16 protein-coding genes are annotated in these 19,639 nt (G+C 59.9%); 2 read left to right on the top strand and 14 right to left on the bottom strand.

The genetic code is table 11. The features are described from left to right. Positions 1–36: 36 nt before the first annotated feature. From EN846_RS29755 to EN846_RS29785, 7 genes are all read right to left on the bottom strand, one after another. Positions 37–915, bottom strand: coding sequence for a dihydrodipicolinate synthase family protein (locus tag EN846_RS29755; RefSeq protein WP_127309002.1), 879 nt, complete (start codon positions 913–915; stop codon positions 37–39). A 211-nt stretch (positions 916–1,126) separates the two neighbouring features. Then, positions 1,127–2,761 (bottom strand): choline dehydrogenase, encoded by a 1,635-nt coding sequence (locus tag EN846_RS29760; RefSeq protein WP_127309001.1) that lies wholly within the window; start codon positions 2,759–2,761, stop codon positions 1,127–1,129. A 20-nt stretch (positions 2,762–2,781) separates the two neighbouring features. Continuing rightward, positions 2,782–4,269, bottom strand: a complete 1,488-nt coding sequence (locus tag EN846_RS29765; RefSeq protein ID WP_127309000.1) for an aldehyde dehydrogenase family protein — start codon at positions 4,267–4,269, stop codon at positions 2,782–2,784. Positions 4,270–4,285: 16 nt separating this feature from the next. Next, the gene (locus EN846_RS29770; RefSeq protein WP_127308999.1) at positions 4,286–5,353 is read right to left on the bottom strand and encodes an ABC transporter ATP-binding protein; all 1,068 of its coding nucleotides are present in this window, start codon (positions 5,351–5,353) and stop codon (positions 4,286–4,288) included. Between the two features lie 10 nt (positions 5,354–5,363). After that, positions 5,364–6,206 carry a carbohydrate ABC transporter permease gene (locus EN846_RS29775; RefSeq protein ID WP_127308998.1) on the bottom strand — a complete coding sequence of 281 codons (843 nt, stop codon included), beginning with the start codon at positions 6,204–6,206 and terminating at the stop codon, positions 5,364–5,366. After that, positions 6,206–7,144: a sugar ABC transporter permease gene (locus tag EN846_RS29780; RefSeq protein WP_187331424.1), complete on the bottom strand. Its 939-nt coding sequence runs from the start codon at positions 7,142–7,144 to the stop codon at positions 6,206–6,208. Before EN846_RS29780 ends, EN846_RS29775 begins: the two co-directional genes overlap by 1 nt. A 94-nt stretch (positions 7,145–7,238) precedes the next feature. Beyond that, the gene (locus EN846_RS29785; protein ID WP_135858839.1) at positions 7,239–8,642 is read right to left on the bottom strand and encodes an extracellular solute-binding protein; all 1,404 of its coding nucleotides are present in this window, start codon (positions 8,640–8,642) and stop codon (positions 7,239–7,241) included. Positions 8,643–8,760: 118 nt separating this feature from the next. Here EN846_RS29785 and EN846_RS29790 point away from each other — a divergent pair, with 118 nt between their 5' ends. Together EN846_RS29790 and EN846_RS29795 are read left to right on the top strand one after the other, a co-directional pair. Next, on the top strand, positions 8,761–9,831 hold the full coding sequence (locus tag EN846_RS29790) for a LacI family DNA-binding transcriptional regulator (RefSeq protein WP_127308995.1): 1,071 nt from the start codon (positions 8,761–8,763) through the stop codon (positions 9,829–9,831). A gap of 33 nt (positions 9,832–9,864) precedes the next feature. Continuing rightward, the gene (locus EN846_RS29795; protein WP_187331425.1) at positions 9,865–10,542 is read left to right on the top strand and encodes an HAD hydrolase-like protein; all 678 of its coding nucleotides are present in this window, start codon (positions 9,865–9,867) and stop codon (positions 10,540–10,542) included. 299 nt (positions 10,543–10,841) lie between these two features. Here the strand turns inward: EN846_RS29795 and EN846_RS29800 are convergent, their stop codons facing one another. The 7 genes from EN846_RS29800 to EN846_RS29830 form a co-directional block, all read right to left on the bottom strand. Further along, the gene (locus tag EN846_RS29800) at positions 10,842–11,135 is read right to left on the bottom strand and encodes an FAD-linked oxidase C-terminal domain-containing protein (protein ID WP_127308993.1); all 294 of its coding nucleotides are present in this window, start codon (positions 11,133–11,135) and stop codon (positions 10,842–10,844) included. Positions 11,136–11,351: 216 nt separating this feature from the next. Continuing rightward, entirely contained in the window at positions 11,352–12,947 is a 1,596-nt protein-coding gene (locus tag EN846_RS29805) for a GMC family oxidoreductase N-terminal domain-containing protein (RefSeq protein WP_127308992.1), read from the bottom strand. 84 nt (positions 12,948–13,031) lie between these two features. Further along, the gene (locus EN846_RS29810; RefSeq protein WP_127308991.1) at positions 13,032–14,177 is read right to left on the bottom strand and encodes an extracellular solute-binding protein; all 1,146 of its coding nucleotides are present in this window, start codon (positions 14,175–14,177) and stop codon (positions 13,032–13,034) included. 156 nt (positions 14,178–14,333) lie between these two features. Then, positions 14,334–15,419, bottom strand: a complete 1,086-nt coding sequence (locus EN846_RS29815; RefSeq protein ID WP_127308990.1) for an ABC transporter ATP-binding protein — start codon at positions 15,417–15,419, stop codon at positions 14,334–14,336. A gap of 10 nt (positions 15,420–15,429) precedes the next feature. Then, the gene (locus EN846_RS29820; protein WP_127308989.1) at positions 15,430–16,218 is read right to left on the bottom strand and encodes an ABC transporter permease; all 789 of its coding nucleotides are present in this window, start codon (positions 16,216–16,218) and stop codon (positions 15,430–15,432) included. Then, complete coding sequence (locus EN846_RS29825) at positions 16,219–17,100, bottom strand: ABC transporter permease (protein ID WP_127308988.1); 882 nt, start codon at positions 17,098–17,100, stop codon at positions 16,219–16,221. It abuts the gene before it with no gap. Positions 17,101–18,047: 947 nt separating this feature from the next. After that, positions 18,048–19,457, bottom strand: a complete 1,410-nt coding sequence (locus EN846_RS29830) for an aspartate ammonia-lyase (RefSeq protein ID WP_127308987.1) — start codon at positions 19,455–19,457, stop codon at positions 18,048–18,050. Positions 19,458–19,639 lie beyond the last annotated feature (182 nt).

Raw genomic sequence — 19,639 nt, forward strand, 5'->3', positions numbered from 1 at the left:
CCAGGGCAACGAAGCCCCGGGGACGACCGGATCGCGTCAGGCAGCTGCCGCTGCAAGCGCCTTGTCAACCAGTTTAACCTCCTCAGCGGTCAAGGGGATAACCGGGAGGCGGCACTCGCCGACAGGGCGCCCCGTCTTGGTGCTTGCTGCCTTGGCGACTGGATTGAAGGGGGCGGTCCAGAGCAGCAGCGACAGGGGACGCAGCTTGAGCCACAGCGCGGTCGCTTCGGCCAGGTTCTTGCTCTGAACCAGATCGTAGAGCCGCACGAGCTGCTCCGGAACCGCGTTGCCGGAACCAGTGAAAACACCCGGCGCGCCGCTCAGCAGGCTGTAGAAGTTCAGATAGTCGCAGCCGTTGAACACCTTCGCACCCTGTGCCGACAGCTGGTCGATGCGCATCATGTTGGAGGTGCTGTCCTTGATGTACTTGACGGTATCGATCTCGCTGAAGCGCTTGTAGACGTCAGGCGTGATGTCGAAACCGGTGTACTGAGGAATATTGTAGACCATGATCGGAGTGTTCACGGCGCTGGATACCTGTTCGTAGTGGTAGCGAACGCCTGGCTCGCCCGGCCCCTCGAAGAAGGGCGGCAGGATGAGCAATGTGTCGGCGCCGGCGTCGCGAGCATGCTTCGAATTTTCGATGGCGTCTTCAGTGCGCAAGGCCGATGTCTGGACGATCAGCTTGGCGCGACCGTTGATGCGCTTGCCGGCAACCTCCGCTATGCGCCGCTTCTCGCTTTCAGTCAGGAACGGGAATTCGCCCGTTCCGCCGTTGACCGCGATGATATGAATGCCCGCATCGATCAGCGTATCGATGTTTGCGCCCAGCGCGCCCTCATCGAGGGCCGCGCCATTGTCCTTGAATGGCGTGCAGATCGGCACACAGATTCCTTTTAGTTCACTCACGTCCATGCTCCTTTTCGAGATCGGATTTGTTCGAGTTTTCAACGAATACCTTGGCCAGAAACGATGGCGTCAGCTGACGTTTCAAATATTAATTCGCCTATACACTCTCTTTCATTGAAATTTTTCTGCTGCAATATTTCGCCACACGAGTTTTGATTTATGTAATCGTTTTCACGATAGATATCAAGCGTCCTCGACATTGCATCCCTGACTGTCTTCAAGCGGTGTGATACGGCTGTAGATCCGCAGGCAAAGCGACGCGGCCTCGGATGGCGTCCGCGACCTTTTCCGCCATCATGATAACCGGGGCATTGAGATTACCGCTGACGATCTCGGGCATGATCGAGGCATCAACAACTCTGAGACCTTCAATGCCGTGCACTTTTGCGTCCTTGTCGACGACCGCGTCGTCGCCGTCGCCCATTCGGCAGGTGCAGCATGGGTGGTAGTTTGTGCCGGCAATGCCGCGCAGCCAATTGGCGATGTCATCGTCGGTCGCGACCGAGTATCCAGGCATTTCCTCCACGCCCCGGAATTCGTCCCAGGCCTGCTGGCGGACTACGCTGCGAATTGCCTTAACGGCCTGGACCGCCTGCACCATGTCGTCGGGATGCTGCAGGTAGTTGAACACGAACTTTGGCGCAGCCGTCGGATCCGCCGTCTCCACCCAGACGCGTCCCTCGCTTTTGGGGCGCATGAGGCTGAGGAAGTACTGAAAACCGTTCTCGAGCTTGACGTTGCCATGCTGGAATTCACCAAGCATCGGGACGAACTCGAACTGCACATTGGGTATGGCCTCTTCGTCGCGCGTGCGCATGAACGTGCCCACCTCGAAGAAATTGGTCGCGCCGAGCCCCTTCTTGAACAGCAGCCACTGCAGGCCAATCTTGGCCTTGCCAAAGGTGGACAGGTCCTTCGCGGCCGAAACGTCTTTGGTCGCGCGATACATCACCGGCGCGGCGACGTGATCCTTCAGCCCGCGGCCGACGCCCGGCAGATGATGCTTAACGGCTATGCCGGCGTTTTTGAGATCCTCGGCCGGACCGATGCCTGAAAGAAGCAGGAGCTGCGGCGAGTTGAGGGCACCGCCGCACAAAATGGTCTCACGCTCCGGCTCGAACTGCTGAGCACCGGATTTGGTGGTAACCGCAACCCGCACGACGCGCTTGTTGCTTGTCTCGATGCCCGTGACCCTTGCGCCGGTCAGCACGGTGAGATTGGGTTTGCGGGGCTGCGCATGGATATAGCCCTGCGAGGTGCTCCAGCGAATGCCGTCATGGACGTTGCGCTGGGTGATGTGAACACCTTCCTGCTGATACGCATTGTGATCGGCAACATGCTTCAGCCCGCTCTCCACCCCGGCGTTGAGGAAGGCGTGATAGAGGGGATTTTCCGCCTTGCAGGTTTCGATCTGCATCGGCCCTGCCCCGCCGCGATAAGCGTTCGCTCCCTTGTCGAATGTCTCGGCTTTCTTGAAATAAGGCAGGCATTCCGCATACGACCACCCGCCTGCTCCGATGCCTGCCCAATTGTCATAGTCCCAGGGATTGCCGCGGACCCAATTCATGCCATTGATGGAGGACGAGCCGCCAAGCACCCGCCCCCTCGCCTCATGAACGATCCGTCCCTGCAGATGTGGTTCCGGCTCCGAATTGTAGAACCAGTTAAAGCGGTCGTTCATCAACGGGAAGCCGAGGGCCGCCGGCATGCGGATGTAGATATGCTGATCCGATGGCCCTGCTTCCAAAAGAAGAACAGTCGTGGAAGGGTCTTCGGCGAGGCGAGAAGCGATTACCGAACCTGCCGAGCCGGAGCCGATGACGATGTAATCGAACGTCTTCTTGTCTACCACCGAGGGTCACTCCTTACGTGTCAGTTCGCCACGGTGTGCGGCAAGGCGTGCGGGCGCTGCCCTAGCTTGATAAAGGTCGACTTTACCTCGGTGAACTCGAGCAATCCGTCCAGGCCGTTTTCACGACCGATTCCGCTCTCCTTGAACCCTCCGAACGGAAGCTGAACAGCGGTCTCGAGAAAGGTGTTCACATACACCGTCCCGCTGCGGAGTTCGCGTGAAACGCGGATCGCCTTGTCTATGTCCTTCGTCCAGACACCATTGCCGAGTCCATAATTCGTATCGTTGGCAAAGGCGATCGCCTGATCCACGCTGGCGAAACGGGTGACAGCCAGAACCGGCCCGAAAATCTCTTCGCGGAAGATCGTCATATCCGGGGTGACGTCGGAAAAGATCGTGGGGGCGACATAGAAGCCGTTGCCCAGGCCGTTCTCCGTGACACGGCTGCCGCCGAGCAAAAGTGTAGCGCCCTCGTCTACGCCACTCTGGATGTAGGACAGCACCTGTTCCATGTGCTTTTCATGGATCAGCGCTCCGACATCCGCCTTTTCATCCGTCGGCAGGCCGAGCCGGATCTTCTTCGAGCGCTCGACCAGCTTTTCCAGGAAGCTGTCCGCGACGCTGTCCTCGACCAGCAGCCTCGTGCCTTGAACGCATTCCTCGCCTTGATTGAGAACGTAGCCAAGCAGGATGCCATCCAGCGCGGCGTCGATATCGGCATCGGCAAAGACGATATTTGCCGCCTTGCCGCCCAATTCGAGGCCAACGCGTTTGACTTGTTCGGCAGCGCGCTGTGCGATCCTGATTCCAACCGCAGTCGAGCCGGTGAACGAGATCATGTCGACCTTACGATGCCCTGTCAGCATCTCGCCGACGGTGCGGCCGGAGCCGGTGACGACATTGATAACGCCGTCGGGAAGGCCCGCGTCTTTCGCGAGCCTGGCGATTTCCAGCGTCGACCCTGAGGTCAGCTCGGACGGCTTGATCACAACCGTACAGCCAGCAGCGAGCGCGAATGGCAGCTTTTGGAACAGCGTAACCAGGGGAAAGTTCCACGGCGTTATCATTCCGATCACGCCGCGCGGTTCACGGGTCACAAGGCCCAGATTTGCGTCCCCGATATTGGAAACCAGATCTCCGGGGATTTGCCAGGCGAGCGCTGCAGCATAGCGCGCAAGCTCTATCGACCATTCGACCTCGGCCTTGGCGAAGCGGATCGGCTTGCCGACCTCTTCGGCCTCAATCAAGGCAAGCCTGTCGATCTCACGGATCAGCAGATCCACCCAGCGCCCGAGAGCCTTTGCCCTCTCGGCGCCAGGGATGGCTGACCATATGGATCGGTCATCGAAAGCCCTTCGGGCAGCTTCGATCGCGGCGTTGACGGCGTTCTCGTCGCTTTGCGCGAACCTCGCCAGCAGCTCGCCATGGGCCGGTGACTTGCGTTCCACCTTGCGATCGGTCTTCGCCCAGGCGCCATCGATCCAGTTCTCGTATTCGCGCACGTTCATCAGCTCACGTCCCCGGTCAGTTGCGCGCGACGAGCCGGCTCTTGCCGGGGGTTACGGCTACACCGACAACGTCGCCGATCTTGGCTTCGGTGCGATCCGTCACGACGATGAATTTGTGACCACCGCAGTCGACGTAGACATTGGTTGTCTGCCCCAGGGGCTCCACGAAGTCGACATTTGCAGAGGCTGCGCCTTCAACGCCGTCGCGCACGATCATGAGATGCTCGGGGCGTACGCCGACATAGAATTGTCCCTGGGCATCGGCAAAGCTGCTTGCCCTGTCGGCGACCTCGCCGGACAGACTGTCGGCAAATGGCTGCACGGTAGCGGCGATTCCCTTCTTGCCGTCAAAGTGGGCAGGAAACAGGTTCATAGGAGGCGACCCGATAAAGTCGGCGACGAATTCGGTCCTCGGCCTGTCATAGATTTCGAGCGGGGTTGCGACCTGCACCATGTCGCCGCGGCGCATGACGGCGATCCTGTCAGCCATCGACATGGCTTCGATCTGATCGTGGGTCACGTAGACAGTGGTGATGCCGAGGCTCGTCACGAGTTTCTTGATCTCGGTGCGCATCGTGGCTCGCAGCTTGGCATCGAGATTCGAGAGAGGCTCGTCCATCAGGAAGACACGCGGGTTACGGACCAGGGCCCGCGCCAGGGAGACGCGCTGCCTCTGCCCGCCGGAGATCTGCCCCGGTTTGCGGTCCAGATACTCGGCAATTCCCAGTTTCTCCGCGGTCGCCTGCACCTTCTTTTTGCGCTCGCCCTCGGCAATCTTGCGCACCTTCAGCGGGAACTCGATGTTTTGGAATACCGACAGGTGCGGATAAAGTCCGTAGTCCTGGAACGCCATCGCGATGTCGCGATGGCGAGGTTCCTCGTAGGTGACGTCGCGGCCATTGATCTTTATCTGGCCGCCGCTGGGGAGTTCCAGTCCGGCGATCATCCGCAAGGTCGTGGTCTTGCCGCAGCCGGAGGGGCCAAGCATGACGAAGAACTCGCCGTCCTTGATGTCGACCGAGACGCCGTTGACGGCGGTAAAGGCGCCAAAGCGCTTGTATACGGATTTGACTTCGATACCCATTATCTCTTCCTCATCCCTTCACGGCGCCGAGGGTCAAACCCCTGACCAGGTATTTTTGCATCAACAGCACGAGCACGACGACCGGCAACGACATCAGCACGCCCGCGGCCGATCCCAATCCCCACGAGATAGCCTTGGCCTTGATCGAGCTGGCCGCGATGACGGGCAAGGTGCGCGCTTCCGACGAGGTCAGGATGCTGGCGAGCAGGAATTCGTTCCAGGCGAACATGAAGATGATCACCATGGTCGCCGCGAGACCCGGCAAAAGCAGAGGCAAGGTTACGCGCCAGAAGCACTCGAAGCGGCTGCAGCCGTCGATGAGCGCGGCCTCTTCGATCGACTGTGGAATCTCCTGGATAAAGACGCGCATCACCCAGACCACGAACGGCAGACCATTCAGCGTATAGACGGCGATCAACAGCCACGGCGTGTCGAAGATGCCAAGTTGCTTGGCGATGATGAACAGCGGGATGACGCTGACCATGGGCGGCAACATGCGGATCGACAGGACTTCGAAGGCGATGAAGTTCTTGTTCTTCACGTCAAATCGGGCCAGTCCGTAGGCGGCGAGCGTGCCTGCGATCATTGCAAACAGCGTGGCCAGGCAGACGATGAAGGCGCTGTTGATCAACGCATCCATCGCGTTGAGTTCGGTGAAAAGCTTGCGAAAGCTCTCCAGTGTCGGTGAAAATATCCATTTCGGCGGATAGGCCGATATGTCGACATCCGACTTCAGCGAAGACAGCGTCATCCAGACGATCGGAAAGGCGAAGAAGGCGGTCGAGATCAGGGCCAGCAGATAGTAGCCGATACCGCTGAAGAGCGATCCACGTGGCGCAGTCGAACTCGACATCAGCGTGCCTCCTTTTCGTTCACCATGCGCATGAAGCCGGTATACTTCACGAAGATCAGAACCACGGTCAGGATGATCAGCAGCGTGATCCAGGACAGCGCGGCGCCGTATCCGAGATTGAAGAAACGGAAATTCACGCGCGCCAGATAGACGCTGAGCAGATCGGTGGCGAAGTCGGGGCCGCCTCGGGTGATGATGTAGACGGTGTCGTAGGTTCGGATGGCGTCGACGATCCGCAGCAGGCTGGCGATGACAATCACCGGCCTGAGCATCGGCAGAGTAACCATGAAGAATGTCTGAATGGGGGATGCGCCGTCGATCGCCGCGGCCTCGAAGGGACTCTTCGGCAGCGCTGACAGGCCGGCAAAGATGATGAGGAACATAAACGGCGTCCACTGCCAGACATCGACAAGCACCATCGAAGCCATGGCGCTGGCTTTCTCGCCGGCCCAAGGCTGGGGCGGGATGCCCGCGAGGCTGAGCACGTAGTTGAGCACGCCGAGATCGGGCATCATCATGATGCGCCAGGTGATGCCGACCGCGATCGGCGTGATCAGCATCGGCACGATGATGATGGTCCTGAGAACGGTGAAACCCCTGAGCCTGAGGTTGAAAAGCAGGGCGAGCAGAATCGCGAAGGTAAGGGACAGTCCGACCGAGAGCACCGTGAACAGCAGCGTCAGCAGGATTGAATGCAGGAACTGGGCGTCCGCGAGCGCATCCGCATAGTTGCCGAGACCGACAAATCCCTGGAACTTGTCCGGATCCGCCGGCCTATAGCCGGTGATGCTCATGTACAGTGAGTGGAGGAGTGGAAACAGACCGACGACAGTCATGATGATCATGGTCGGCGCAAGCAGGATCATGCCCGTGTAGCGCTCTCCGGCGCGCTGCGCGCGGTCGCTTGCGATTGGCAAACTCTCTATGCTGGCTGTCATGGTTCCCTGCTCTCCAGGGCGCACGCGGGCATAGGCTCGCGGCGCGTTCCTGTTCAACGACGGTCGGATATCCCGACGCACCGGTGCGGCGACTTCAGCCCTTGATGAGCTTTGCCACTCGATCAACGGCATCGACCATGGCGGTCTTGGGCGTCTTTCGCCCGGTCACGCCCGCGAGGACCTCCTCGTAGATCGCCCGCTGCACTTCCACCGCGTTGGTGAGGCGGTACGGCGGGATAGCGATCGGTTGCGTGCCGCGGGTCTTGAAATCCTCAAAGACGTGAAGTCCGGGGATCTTCTTGATCATCTCGGGATTGTCCAGATCCGGCTTGTAGCAAATCGACGTTTCGCCAGCTTCCGAGAAATATTTGTAGCCACCATCGGCAAGCCAGGCCAGGAACTTGTAGCCTTCGGCCTGTTTCTTGCTCGAGGCATTCAACACCACGGTCCAGCCGCCAATCATCGACTGCTGGAACTTCTCCGTGGGCGCCACGGCGTAACCGAACTTGCCGGCGTGCGGTCCACTCTCAATTCCGGAGAGCGCGTCCGACCAGGATATGATCATGGCTGCCGTGCCTTGGCCGATCGCCGACTGGCCTTCCGGATAGTCGAAGCCGGACACGCCCTGCGGGCAATACTGCAAGACCTCCTTCAGCCGCTCGATGGCATGCTCGCCCTGCCGTTCCGAATTGAAGACGGGTTCGTTGGCATCGTTGAAACAACCGTCATCCGTGGGCGCAAGCTTCGTCATACCCATGACACGGGTCATCCAGTCGCCGGACATGTGGGCGTCCTGCCCTCCCAGACACAGCGTGTTTCCGGCCACATCCGAACTGTGCAGCTTCTTGGCGGCCGCGACATACTCGTCCCAGGTGACAGGCACCTTGTCGATGCCAGCCTTCTCGAACAGGTCCCGGCGATAGATGAATACTGGAATTGTCATGGCGAGCGGCAGGCCGTAGTGCTTGCCCTGATAGATCGAGTACTGGAGCGATCCTTCGGTGACGTTCCCGTAGTTGATGTCGGGAAGGCCCGGCGTCGCAGCCTTGATGTCTTCCATCGTCGGCGCCCACTTATTGCGCTGCGGCTGGCGAACCCAGAGGCTGTCGGTGGTGATGATGTCGAACGTCTCGGAGCCCTGCGAGAGCTCGATCAGCATCTTTTCATAGTGCGACTCATAGGGATTGGACTCGCCGGTGATCTTTGCGCCCGTGTAGGCCTTCGCCACCTGGTCAGTCAGGGCCCCGGCCCACACCGAGTTGCTGTTGAGGATGTTGAGCGTCACCTCCTCCGCATAGGCCGACGAGGCGCGATACGCCGCCATCGCCGCGGCAAGACCGGCGGAAGCCTTCAAAAAGTCGCGACGGGAAAAGGGCAGTCTGATCGGGTCGGTCACTTGTTGCTCCTCCTGTTTTGATGCAAGGCGAACCGAGTACGCCTTAGCGTTCCCAAATCGTGTAAACGTTTTCATTTTCATGACCCAGCACCCCCTTGTCAAGCGCCAATCTTGAAATATGAAAACGATTTCACCTGAAGCGCTTTATGACTTGTCAAGCCGGGCGAAGTCGAAGACAAAGGCTGAAGGTCGGTGAAACCAACGATCACGGTGGCGGCGTATGCCCGGTAAAAAGACGAAACAGTCAAAGCTCAAGAAACGAGCTGGCGTGTTCGATGTCGCCCGGGAGGCGGGCGTATCTGTCGCGACAGTGTCGAGAGCCTTCAACCTGCCCGATCTCGTCAGCGAGGATGTGCGCCGGCGTGTGCTGGCGATTTCGCAACGCCTCGGTTACGCCGCCAATCCTGCCGCCAAGGCGCTTCGGTCGCGTAAGACACACATTGTCGGGGCCGCCATTCCCACCCTCGACTACGCTATCTTTGCAAAGATGATCAATCACTTCCAGGATACGTTCGCTCAGCATGGCTACATCACGATTGTCGCCACGACAGGTTTCGAGCACGCCAACGTGTTCGAGAAGGTCAAGACGCTGGTCGATCGCGGCGCCGAAGCGCTGCTGCTGGTTGGGGCGATAGAGGATCCGGCACTGGTGCGCTACCTGAAGGAGCCGCATATACCGGTCGTCACGACCTACTCGTATATCCCCGAAGAGATCGTGCCCTGTATCGGCTTTGACAACTACGCCGCCACCCAGAGCGCGATGGAATACCTCGCGGATCTTGGCCACAGAAATTTTGCCATGATTGCTGGCAGCCCGAAGGGCAGCGATCGTCAGCGCACCAGAATTGCCGCCTACAAGGATTTCATAGGGGCGAGACAACTGGAGGGCGAGGAGAACATCATTATTCGCGACTTTACCATCCGCGACGGCGCCGAAGCGATGCGCGCCCTGCTGGTCAAATATCCCGACACAACCGCACTGGTCTGCAATACCGACGTGGTTGCCTTCGGCGCCCTAAGCGAAAGCCGCCGGCTTGGGATTCGCATTCCACAGGACATCTCCGTCGTGGGCTTCGACGACGCAGAGTATGCCGCACAGTTGGACCCTCCGCTGACGACGATTGCCGTGCCCGCCGAGGAAATGGGACGCCTGAGCGCCGAGATGCTCCACATGTCGCTTTCCACAGGAGAGTCTCCTCGCTTTGTGCGGCTGGACTCTCAATTGATCGTGAGAAAATCGGCTTGCCCCCCGCGAGGCCTGAAGCAACTGCGCCTCGCCAGCGCCGTGTAGACCATTGCCGCTGCTGCCATGGGAAACATCGCAATGAAGAGGCAAGGCGTGCCCCCTAAGACAGTTCTCCCGGCCCGCCCTTCGGCGATAATCTTCGATTTCGACGGCGTCATCTTGGATTCAGCCGAGATCAAGGCTCAGGCTTTTGCGGAGATCTATTCCGAGAAAGGCGAAGAATGGGCTGCTTTCATCCTGGATTATCAGCGCAAGCATGGAGGCGTATCTCGTCGAGAAAAGTTCAAACATTTTGACAAAACGATGCTCGGCCAGGAACCGACCGAGGAGAGACTTTCTTTCCTGTCACAAAGGTTCACGGATATCGTTTTCAAGAAGGTACTTTCCGCACCTTTCATCCCCGGGGCCAGATCGCTGCTGGACGCCGCTCGCGGTCCCTCCCGGCTTTTTGTCGTCTCGGGTACGCCGCATGGAGAGTTGGTCGAGATCGTCCGACAACGCGACCTGAACCCCTATTTCGAAATCGTCATCGGTGCGCCTACCAGAAAGCATGAGGCCTTCACCGGGATCCTTGCCTTGGGCCTTGCCCGGGAAACGGTGGTGGCTGTCGGTGATTCCATCACCGAGTGTTCGGCGGCGATCGAACTGGGAATCCCGTTCCTCGGAATCCGCAACGGCCCGTCACCAACGAATTTCCCGGAAGGAGTCCTGTCCCTTCCCGACCTGACAGATGCTACCCGTCTGCTTGGATTTTGAAGTCCACTCAGTACGTCACTCCCCACTTTCATTGATATCGTGCTTGCCAACCCGGCTTTGTGGCTGCGAGTGCCTCACGCGGGGCCGTTTGCCCTTCAAGCCGAGACGGCGTTCGAGAGACCCGCAAACTCGGCGCTGTTGCCGAAGCAAGCATCCGTGGGCATTACCTTCGCGCCGGGCCGGCTGGCCAACAACGCACTGTGCATGCGATGGCGCGCGCGCCACAGGGCCGCCCCGCTCTCCTCTGGCCCAGCGAAACTCGCCTCCGCCCATTTCGGCGGATTTCGCCCCGACAGTGGCTATCTGTTCGGCAACAGCTTGGGGCGCGCCAGCGAATTCGAAAAACAAGGTAGGCCGTATTCATAATCGAGCTTGAAGTAGTCGACGCATGCCGGCATGGCGGGCTCGTCCATCAGCTCCGCTCGCGCAATCGGCAATGCAAGTTGAATAATTTGAGGCACCGTGGCGACCGCAGCCTTCAGCGAAGGATAGCCGCACACCGCGACGGTCTCTTCTGGGACGCCATGAACGCGGATGGTGAGTTGTGTGATTACGCCGAGAGTGCCTTCGGACCCGATGAAGAGCTTGGTCAGGTCGTAGCCGGTCGATTACGCGCCCCGTGCTAGCGGCTCTTTTGGCGCACTCCTTTCGGAAAGTGCGCCTCCTCCTTGTCAGCGCGGGTGTCCATTCAGTCAGAAACTGGAGGAGCGTCACTGCGGTCTGCGGAACCGTGTTGTGCGGTTTGGCAAAAGAGGGTCAGGCTTGCACCGCGTCGGCCTGACGCGCATCACACGCGTTAGCCAGGATCATCAAAGATCGTTGCGGCTGCGGCGGAGGAAATCGGCGGCGCGCTCGCCGACCATGATCGCTGGCGCATTGGTGTTGCCGGACGGCACGGTTGGCATGACGGAAGCGTCGGCGACGCGCAGCCCCGAAACGCCGTGGACACGCAATTGGCCGTCGACGACAGCCCTGGCGTCCTTGCCGATCCTGCACGTGCCGGTCGGATGCAATGCGCCTTGCGCCATTTCCTTGACGTAGTGGCGGTAGTCGTCCATCGATCGCATTTGCCGGCCAGGGTGCGTCTCGCGCCTGATTAGGGGCTCCAGCAGCGACTGGCTCATGATCTTCTGGCCGAGGCGCACGCCTTGGGCCATGGTGTCGAGATCATAGGGGTCCGACAGATAGTTCGGCTGGATGCGCGGAGGATCGACCGGGTCGGCCGAGCGCAGTTCGACGAAGCCGCGTGAGCGCGGCCGGATCTGGCAGGCGTTGAGTGTGCAGCCATAGCCGCTCTCTACTGGCGCGACGCCGTCCTCGACCCCCGAGCCGGCGAGGAAGGCGAACTGGATGTCGGGGTGCGGATCGTCTGAATTGACCCGCCAGAAGGCGCCGCCTTCGATGATGTTCGAGCAGACCGGACCTTTGCGGAAAAGCGCATATTGCAGCCCCGCCCAAGCCTTCCAATGCAGCTTTTTGTACTTGTCGTAACCGTGTGGGCCGTTTAGCTCATAGATCAGATAGACATCCATGTGATCCTGGAGGCCCCGGCCAACGCCGGGCAGGTCATGAACCACCGGAATGCCCAGCTGGGCCAGATGCGCGGCCGGGCCAATCCCTGAGAGTTGCAGCAGCCGGGGCGAATTGATGGCGCCTGCCGACACGATCACCTCGCGTTCGGCCTTCGCCACGATGCGGACGCCGCCGCGCATATACTCAACGCCGACAGCCCGTTTGCCGTCAAAGAGGATGCGCAGGGCGCGGCTGCTGGTCTGTACGGAGAGATTGCGCCGCCTGCGCGCCGGTCTCAGGTAGCATACGGCCGCGCTGGCACGGCGGCCGTTGCGCAGCGTGAGCTGGTAGAGGCCCGAGCCCGCCTGCTCGCCACCGTTGAAGTCAGCGACATAGGGAATACCGGCCTGTTGGCAGGCCTGCAGCCAAGTCCTGGTCAACGGGCTGACATGCTCGGGACTGGATACGTGTTGAGGTCCGCCGCGCGCATGCGCTGGGCCTGCCAGCGTGTCGTTATCTTCCGCCTTCAAGAAGAACGGCAGCACATCTGCGTAGGACCATCCTTCGGCGCCGTTGGCTGCCCAGCCGTCATAGTCGGAGGGGATGCCGCGCACATAGAGCATGGCATTGACCGATGAGCCGCCGCCCAGCACTCGCGCCTGCACCATGGTCGGCGGACGGGCTTTCGGGTTTCCGGCTGTGACTTCCTGCTCGAAGCGTTGCAGCAAATTGCCGGTCGCCGTCTTGTAGACCGTTGCAGGCAGATGGATCGCGATGTGTCGGTCTTCCGGGCCTTCTTCGAGAAGGAGCACGGATGTAGCGGGGTCTTCGGAAAGGCGTGAGGCGACGACGCATCCGGCCGAGCCGCCCCCGATCACGATGTAGTCGGGCATCTGCTATCCGTTAAGAGACAGCGAGGCGGCGCAGGACGAGGCCGCCTCACTATGCGGGCATAAGAGGAAAGAGCGAGGCGCCGGTCAGCCGGCGGCCTTGAATTCATTCCAAGCTGCGACCCAGTCGGCGTAAGTGGCGAACTGGGTCGACTCAAGCGGTGGAATGCCAAGCAGCGGTGACGACTTGAAGATGCCTTCGACGTCTGAATAGTCGAACAGCGCCTTGGTCTCCGGTGGCAAAAGGTCAACCGCCTTCGGCGATACCACGCCGGCGGCGTTGCGGGTGACGACTTTGGCCTGGATTTCCGGCGAAATCGCCATGTCGATGAAGGCGTAAGCGGCATCCTCGTTGTCGACCGACGGCGGCATGAACCAGGCATCACACCAGGTACCGGCGCCTTCCTTCGGGATCGTGTATTCGGTTTTGACACCCTGCTTGGCGGTTTCGACCGGGATGCCGGTCCAACCACAGAAGAGCGCGGCCACTTCGCCCGAAACGAACAGCGAAACGAGGTCTCCGTAGGTCAGGCTGATGATTCGCGACTGGTCGCGGTACTTCTTGAGGTTTTCAAAGATGGCCTTCATCTCGTCGGGCGTGACATTCGGGAACTTGTCACCGAGGCCGGCCATACGGGCAGCGATAGGCCAAGTGGCGAGCGTATCATCGACGAAGGCGATCTTGCCCTTCAACTCGGGCTTGAGCAGGTCCTCGTAGGAGGTAGGCTTTTCCATCAGCGCCGGATTATAGACCAAAGCGTTGAGTCCCCATGCATAGGGCACGCCGTAGAGCTGGCCGTTTCGGAACCAGGTCGGCTTGTCGTAGAAGACGTCGAAGAGATTGTCCTTGTTGTAGTTCGACAGCTTGACCTTATCGAGCGGCTTGGCGATCTTCAAAACGTCGAGGTAGAGGTCGGCGTAGCCTTGGTTATACTCGGCGGCGTCGAAGGGCGGCGGGTTCGGCACGCTGAACTTTGTCGTCACGTCGTCCTGATTGCCCATGGCGCTGACCTGGACGTTGATGCCGTTCTTGGCACGCCAGTCGGCGAGTTCATCTGTCAGCTCCCAGCCTTCCCAAGCCATAATCTGCAGGTCGCCGCTTGCGGCGCGCGCCGGGAAGGGCAGAAGCGGACCAAGCATTGCGCCGCCGGCCAGAGCCGTGGCGCCCTGAAGGAAGGAGCGGCGGCCTACCCTCGCCTGCAGGATCTCGCCTGTTGACCAAATTCGTCTCATCTTCGTTCCCCTTTTCGTGTTTCTTGGCTTGGAAAGTTTCCCGCTTCGCAGACGCTTCCACAATTTCGCATGATCGAAATTGCCGCCGCTTGACGACGCAAGCCGTGCGCCATCCTGCGAATGGTGGGCGGCCCTGCCTTCCTGGCGGCGGCTGGGTCAATGGTTTGGCAACATCACCACATTGTGGGCGTCCCAGAAAACCTTGGTCCGCGCATGCAACGCTGGCAGGAGGTTGCGGCCGTCGCGTTGCACCTGGATGCGGACGAAGGACTGGTCGTCCAGCCGCACGGTATAGAAGGAGCGGCTGCCGATGAAGGCAATGTCGTCGACTGTCCCCTCGACCGACTGCCGCGCTGCGTCGCCCTCCTGGAAACTCAGCGATTCCGGACGAAGGGAAACTGCAACTTTGTCGTCCCTTGACGCATTCGGCGCGTGGCTTGCGAGGAAGCGGATTCCGGAGGGCGTTACCGCCGTTGTACCGACGCCGTTGACGTGTGTAACCTTGGCCTCGAACAGGTTGGTCTCGCCGAGGAATTTCGCAGCAAACAGCGACTTAGGCTTCGCATACATGTCCTCGGGGCGGTCGACCTGAACGAACCGTCCTTTCTCCATGAGCACAACGCGGTCCGACAGGATCATGGCTTCGTCCTGGTCGTGTGTTACGTAGACAAAGGTGGCACCGGTTTCCGCGTGGATGCGCTTCATCTCAGAAAGCATGTGCTGGCGGATTTTGAGGTCGAGAGCTGCTAGCGGCTCGTCGAGGAGCAGGACTTTCGGTCCATTCACAAGCGCCCGCGCCAACGCGACACGCTGGCTCTGCCCACCGCTGATCTGATCGATATAGCGGTTGGCGAAGCTGTCCAGCTGCACGATGTGTAGCATCCGCTGAACGCGTTCCTTGATCTCGTTCTTGGGAAGGCCCTTGACCTTTAGGCCGAAAGCGACGTTCTCGAAGACGTCCAGATGCGGGAAGAGCGCGTAGCGCTGGAATACCATGTTGACGGGCCGTCGCTCCGGCGGCACGCCGGCGACATCCACGCCGCCGATGCGTAGCGAGCCTTCGGTCAGGCTGTCGAAGCCCGCGATGAGGCGCATCAGCGTGGTCTTGCCGCAGCCGCTCGGCCCGAGCAGGGTGAGAATCTCGCCCTCCTCGATCGCGAGATCGATGTCGGACAGCGCGATGAAGCTGCCAAAGACTTTCTTGCCGCGTTTGATCTCTATGATGGGATTGGGAGGGGTCATGCTGGGCTCCTCACGACGTTTCGCGGCCTGAGATGGATGAACTGCGACGCCACCTGCCGATCGCCCACGCGCCTACCAGAATGACGACTGAGAAGGCGAGAGCCAGTGTGGAGATGGCGTTGATGAGGGGTGTCACGGTGCGCCGCATCATCGACCAGATGTACATGGGCAGCGTCGTCTCGGTGCCTGCCACGAAAGACGTCACGACGAACTCGTCGAAAGAGACGGCGAAGGCGAGGATTGCCGAGGAAATGAGCGTCGGCGCGATCAGCGGCAGCGTGACGCGCGAGAAGGTCTGCAACTGGCTGGCGCCCAGGTCGCGAGCCGCTTCCTCCAGCGACATGTCGAACAGGGTAAGTCGCGCCTTCATGGCCACAATCATGATCGGGATGGCGATGACGACATGCGAGATGACGATGGTCACAGTTGAAAGCTGCACCCCAGCCTGGGCGAAGAGGACCAGCAGCGACACGCCGACGAACAGGCCGGGCAGCGCGATCGGCGTGACCGTCACTGCCTCGATCAGGTTGCGGCCGAAGCGACCGGAACGCAGCCAAGCCAAAGAAGCCGTCGCGCCGAGCAGCAGGGTGATGACAGCGGTCAGCAGCGCGATGCCAAGGCTTTTCAGCACCGCGGCGCTCAGTTGCGGATTGCCCAGCAATTCCTCGTACCAGCGCAGGCTGAAGCCGGCGAACGGAAAGGAAAGCGACGGCGAATCGTGGAAGCTGAACAGCACGATGATGACGAGCGGCGCCAGCAAGAAGGCTAGGATGGTCCACACGACGAGCTTGATCAGCATTTAAGCCTCCGCGGAGGCGGTTGGTCGCCGGCGTTTGACGATCAGTCCGCTGACGCGGCCGAGCCCCAGCAGGATCGTGTAAAGAAGCACCGAGACAGCGAACATGATGAACGCCTGCGCCGCTCCCAGCGGCCAATTACCGGTCTTGCGGAACTGGTCCGCGATGAGCAGTCCGGTGGTTTGGCCAGATGCGCCGCCGAGCATCTGCGGCGTCACGTAGTCGCCCGAGACGAGAATGAAGGTGAGCATGAAGGCGCCAATGAGACCGTTCGCCGCGTTCGGCGCGATGACCCTATGAAATGCGCCGAACGACGTGGTGCCGAGATCGCGCGCGGCATCGATCAGGTCGCGTTTGATCTCGCTGAGCGAGGCCACCACCAGCAGAATGCAGAATGGAAGATAAACGTGAACCAGCGTGATCGTAACTGCAAAGGAGTTGAACAGTAACGCCTCGAGTGGATGGTCGATAAGGCCGAGCTGTAGCAAGACCGTGTTGAGCACGCCGTTGGTGCCGAGCAACGTGCGCCAGGCATAGATGCGCACGAGGTAGCTCGAGAACCACGTGATCAGGATTAGGTAGAGGATGACTTGCGAGCGGCTGATGTAAACAAGGTAGTAGCCGACCGGAATCGCGAGGATCAGGCTGACCGTAGCAGTCAACAGGCCGATGCGGATGGCGTTGAAGGTGACTTTCCAGAACACCGGCGACATCAGCGAGTCTGCATAGTTGCCCCACTGGAAATCCGGAACGATGCGGTAGGAGGCGGATGACCAGAAGCTGTAGACGAGAAGGATAAGGCTGGGAACGACGAAGAAAGCCAACATGTAGGCGACCGTGGGGCCCGCCAGGATTGCACTAGTCCTTGTTCGTGCCAGGCTCATCTTTTGCCTATCCCGGCGGGTGACGGTCCGTCGTCCGCTCGCACTTTTGAGTACGTGGCTCAATTTTCAGCCGCGGAGTCGGCTGGGCCACGATCATCAAAGTCTCAGTTGTAATGCATGTCCCCGGCGGCTGGTCGAACCCTGTTGACCGCGCACTTTGTTCTTCCAGTAGGTTCTTCCAGATTGACGCGTCACACAATTTCGCAGACACAGGTTTGTTGAAGCGAGGTGAAGCATGTCTTGCGTAGCTGCGCGTCCTTTGCTCTGATTGGCGCTAGGAAAATCGACATTAGCGTCAAGACATGCGCGCAGGGGCGGCACTGTGACGGCACGCGAGGCGTCTCCTCGACGAGCGCTTCTCCAGGTTCGCTTCCACAAGGCCCCGCCGGGTCCGATAAATCGTCGACCCCCAGACCTTCAAGATTGCGACTATAACCTTGTCGCTCAGGCCGCCGTTCGCGGCCGGGAGTATCTTTGCCCATTTCAGTTTGCGCGTCGCTTGGCGTCGCTTGGCGTCACTTGCTCCACAGCGCTTCAAGTTGATCCCGTTTCGATTGGCTGAGGGCACCATACTTTATACTTACGTCCACCCTTCAGCCTTCAGGTGCAGTTACAGCCGGAAATGCGGCCGTCAGTTGGCGAACGACAAACCGCACAGCCGCCGCGCGTCAGGTAGCTTCAAGGCCAGTATTTGGCCTTCATCTACCCCGACAGCCGGTTCCCCAAGCAACCCCGGCCGAAGCGGAGATGCGGCGCTTCGTCGACGTCACTGCTTCATTCGTCCACCAGATGGTGGATGACTTTAGAAAAGCCCGACCTCGTCTCACGCACACACGGAGCCACTTGAAGCGTACAACTTCTTATTCCTTCGGAAGCGCTTCCGATCTTGCGCTACAACAACGCATCACAATCTCTACGGAACGGAATATATCTTACGACCATAAATCCTAAGGAGCATCTGAAAGACCGATGAACTCGGCGCTGTTGCCGAAGATTTGCTCAATCTGTTCAGGGAGCAGAACACCTTCGTCTTCAACGACCTGGCGCAAATTTCTCTTCCCTGCCAAAGCGCGCTTCGACAGCTCCGCCGCTTTGCTATAGCCAATGAGCTTTGCCAACGGCGTGGCCAAAGCAAGAGATTGGTCAAGCAGGGCTTTGCAGCGATCCTCGTCGACTTCGATCCCGTCCACGCAGCGCTCTTTGAAAATCCGCATTCCTCTCGTCAACAACCGCATTGATTGCAGGATGTTCAAGACGATCACCGGTTCCATTGCATTCAGTTGGAGCTGCCCGGCGCTCGCGGCGAGCGTCACGGCAAGATCATTCCCAATGACCTGGAAACTGAGCTGGTTCATCATCTCCGGAATGACGGGGTTGATCTTGCCCGGCATGATGGAAGAGCCGGCCTGTACCGGCGGCAAGCGAATCTCGCCGAGGCCGCCGAGCGGTCCGCTGCTAAGGAGGCGCAGATCGTTGCAGATCTTGGTCAGCTTGACAGCGATGCGCTTCAGCATACCTGAAAAGGAGACAAAACCTCCGGTGTCGGACGTTGCCTCGATAAGGTTGCGCGCGGCGATAAGCTGAATCCCGGATATTTGCGACAGATGACGGCAAACGATACTGGGGAACTCGCGAGGCACGTTGATCGACGTGCCGATTGCCGAACCGCCGAGGTTGATTTCCAGCAACAATCTCGATGCCGATTGAAGCTGGATGATGTCCTCATCTATGAGTTCGGCAAAGGCCCCGAACTCTTGCCCGACTGTCATCGGAACGGCATCTTGAAGCTGAGTTCTGCCGACCTTCAGGGCATTTGCATGCTGCAGCGCTTTCGCGCGGAACGCCTCACGCAAGCCGACCTTTGCGGATACCAGTCCCTCGCAGGCTCGCAACACCGTCAGCCGGATTGCGGTCGGATACACATCGTTGGTCGACTGGGAAAGGTTTACGTCGTCATTGGGGTGCAGTCTCGTATAGTCGCCAACGGCTGCGCCGAGCTTGATCAAGGCCAGGTTCGTTACAACCTCGTTGACGTTCATGTTCGTGGACGTGCCGGCCCCGCCCTGCATCATGTCCACGGGGAAATTCTCTTCGATCCCCCGAAGTCCGATGAGTTCGTCACAGGCATCCGATATGGCATGTGTCTTTTCGGGCGAGAGCAGTCCGAGTTCCATGTTCGCCAGGCCAGCGGCCTTTTTCACCATGGCCATCGACTGGATGAGCTCGGGGAAATCCCTCAGGCGCAGCCCCGAAATGTCAAAGTTCTGTTCCGCTCGACGGGTGTGCACGCCGTAGAGCACATTGCCAGGGATAGCGAGCGGTCCGATCAGGTCGGATTCGATGCGTTCGACAAACATGGTTGCTTCCTCTCTCAGGACAGGATCTGGCACCACACACCGCCCCATCGCTTGCCTGTGGACCCGATCGGCCTGACGGGGCTGCCGCAAGCCTTGGACCCGGGCCTCTGCGGGGTACGACGCTCAGGTTCTCGGCGTCCCACCAGGGCTCGCCTTCAGCGGCGTCCTCTCTGCCGCGGGAG

Origin of the sequence: Mesorhizobium sp. M4B.F.Ca.ET.203.01.1.1 (assembly GCF_004791025.1) — a bacterium.
In the GTDB taxonomy this organism is placed as follows: Bacteria; Pseudomonadota; Alphaproteobacteria; order Rhizobiales; family Rhizobiaceae; genus Mesorhizobium; species Mesorhizobium abyssinicae.

Excerpts from the sequence above, each read along its gene's own strand:
- EN846_RS29755 (WP_127309002.1), bottom strand. The coding sequence starts at position 915 with ATGGACGTGAGTGAACTAAAAGGAATCTGTGTGCCGATCTGCACGCCA.
- EN846_RS29765 (WP_127309000.1), bottom strand. The coding sequence starts at position 4,269 with ATGAACGTGCGCGAATACGAGAACTGGATCGATGGCGCCTGGGCGAAG.
- EN846_RS29770 (WP_127308999.1), bottom strand. The coding sequence starts at position 5,353 with ATGGGTATCGAAGTCAAATCCGTATACAAGCGCTTTGGCGCCTTTACC.
- EN846_RS29775 (WP_127308998.1), bottom strand. The coding sequence starts at position 6,206 with ATGTCGAGTTCGACTGCGCCACGTGGATCGCTCTTCAGCGGTATCGGC.
- EN846_RS29780 (WP_187331424.1), bottom strand. The coding sequence starts at position 7,144 with ATGACAGCCAGCATAGAGAGTTTGCCAATCGCAAGCGACCGCGCGCAG.
- EN846_RS29790 (WP_127308995.1), top strand. The coding sequence starts at position 8,761 with ATGCCCGGTAAAAAGACGAAACAGTCAAAGCTCAAGAAACGAGCTGGC.
- EN846_RS29795 (WP_187331425.1), top strand. The coding sequence starts at position 9,865 with ATGAAGAGGCAAGGCGTGCCCCCTAAGACAGTTCTCCCGGCCCGCCCT.
- EN846_RS29805 (WP_127308992.1), bottom strand. The coding sequence starts at position 12,947 with ATGCCCGACTACATCGTGATCGGGGGCGGCTCGGCCGGATGCGTCGTC.
- EN846_RS29810 (WP_127308991.1), bottom strand. The coding sequence starts at position 14,177 with ATGAGACGAATTTGGTCAACAGGCGAGATCCTGCAGGCGAGGGTAGGC.
- EN846_RS29815 (WP_127308990.1), bottom strand. The coding sequence starts at position 15,419 with ATGACCCCTCCCAATCCCATCATAGAGATCAAACGCGGCAAGAAAGTC.
- EN846_RS29820 (WP_127308989.1), bottom strand. The coding sequence starts at position 16,218 with ATGCTGATCAAGCTCGTCGTGTGGACCATCCTAGCCTTCTTGCTGGCG.
- EN846_RS29825 (WP_127308988.1), bottom strand. The coding sequence starts at position 17,100 with ATGAGCCTGGCACGAACAAGGACTAGTGCAATCCTGGCGGGCCCCACG.
- EN846_RS29830 (WP_127308987.1), bottom strand. The coding sequence starts at position 19,457 with ATGTTTGTCGAACGCATCGAATCCGACCTGATCGGACCGCTCGCTATC.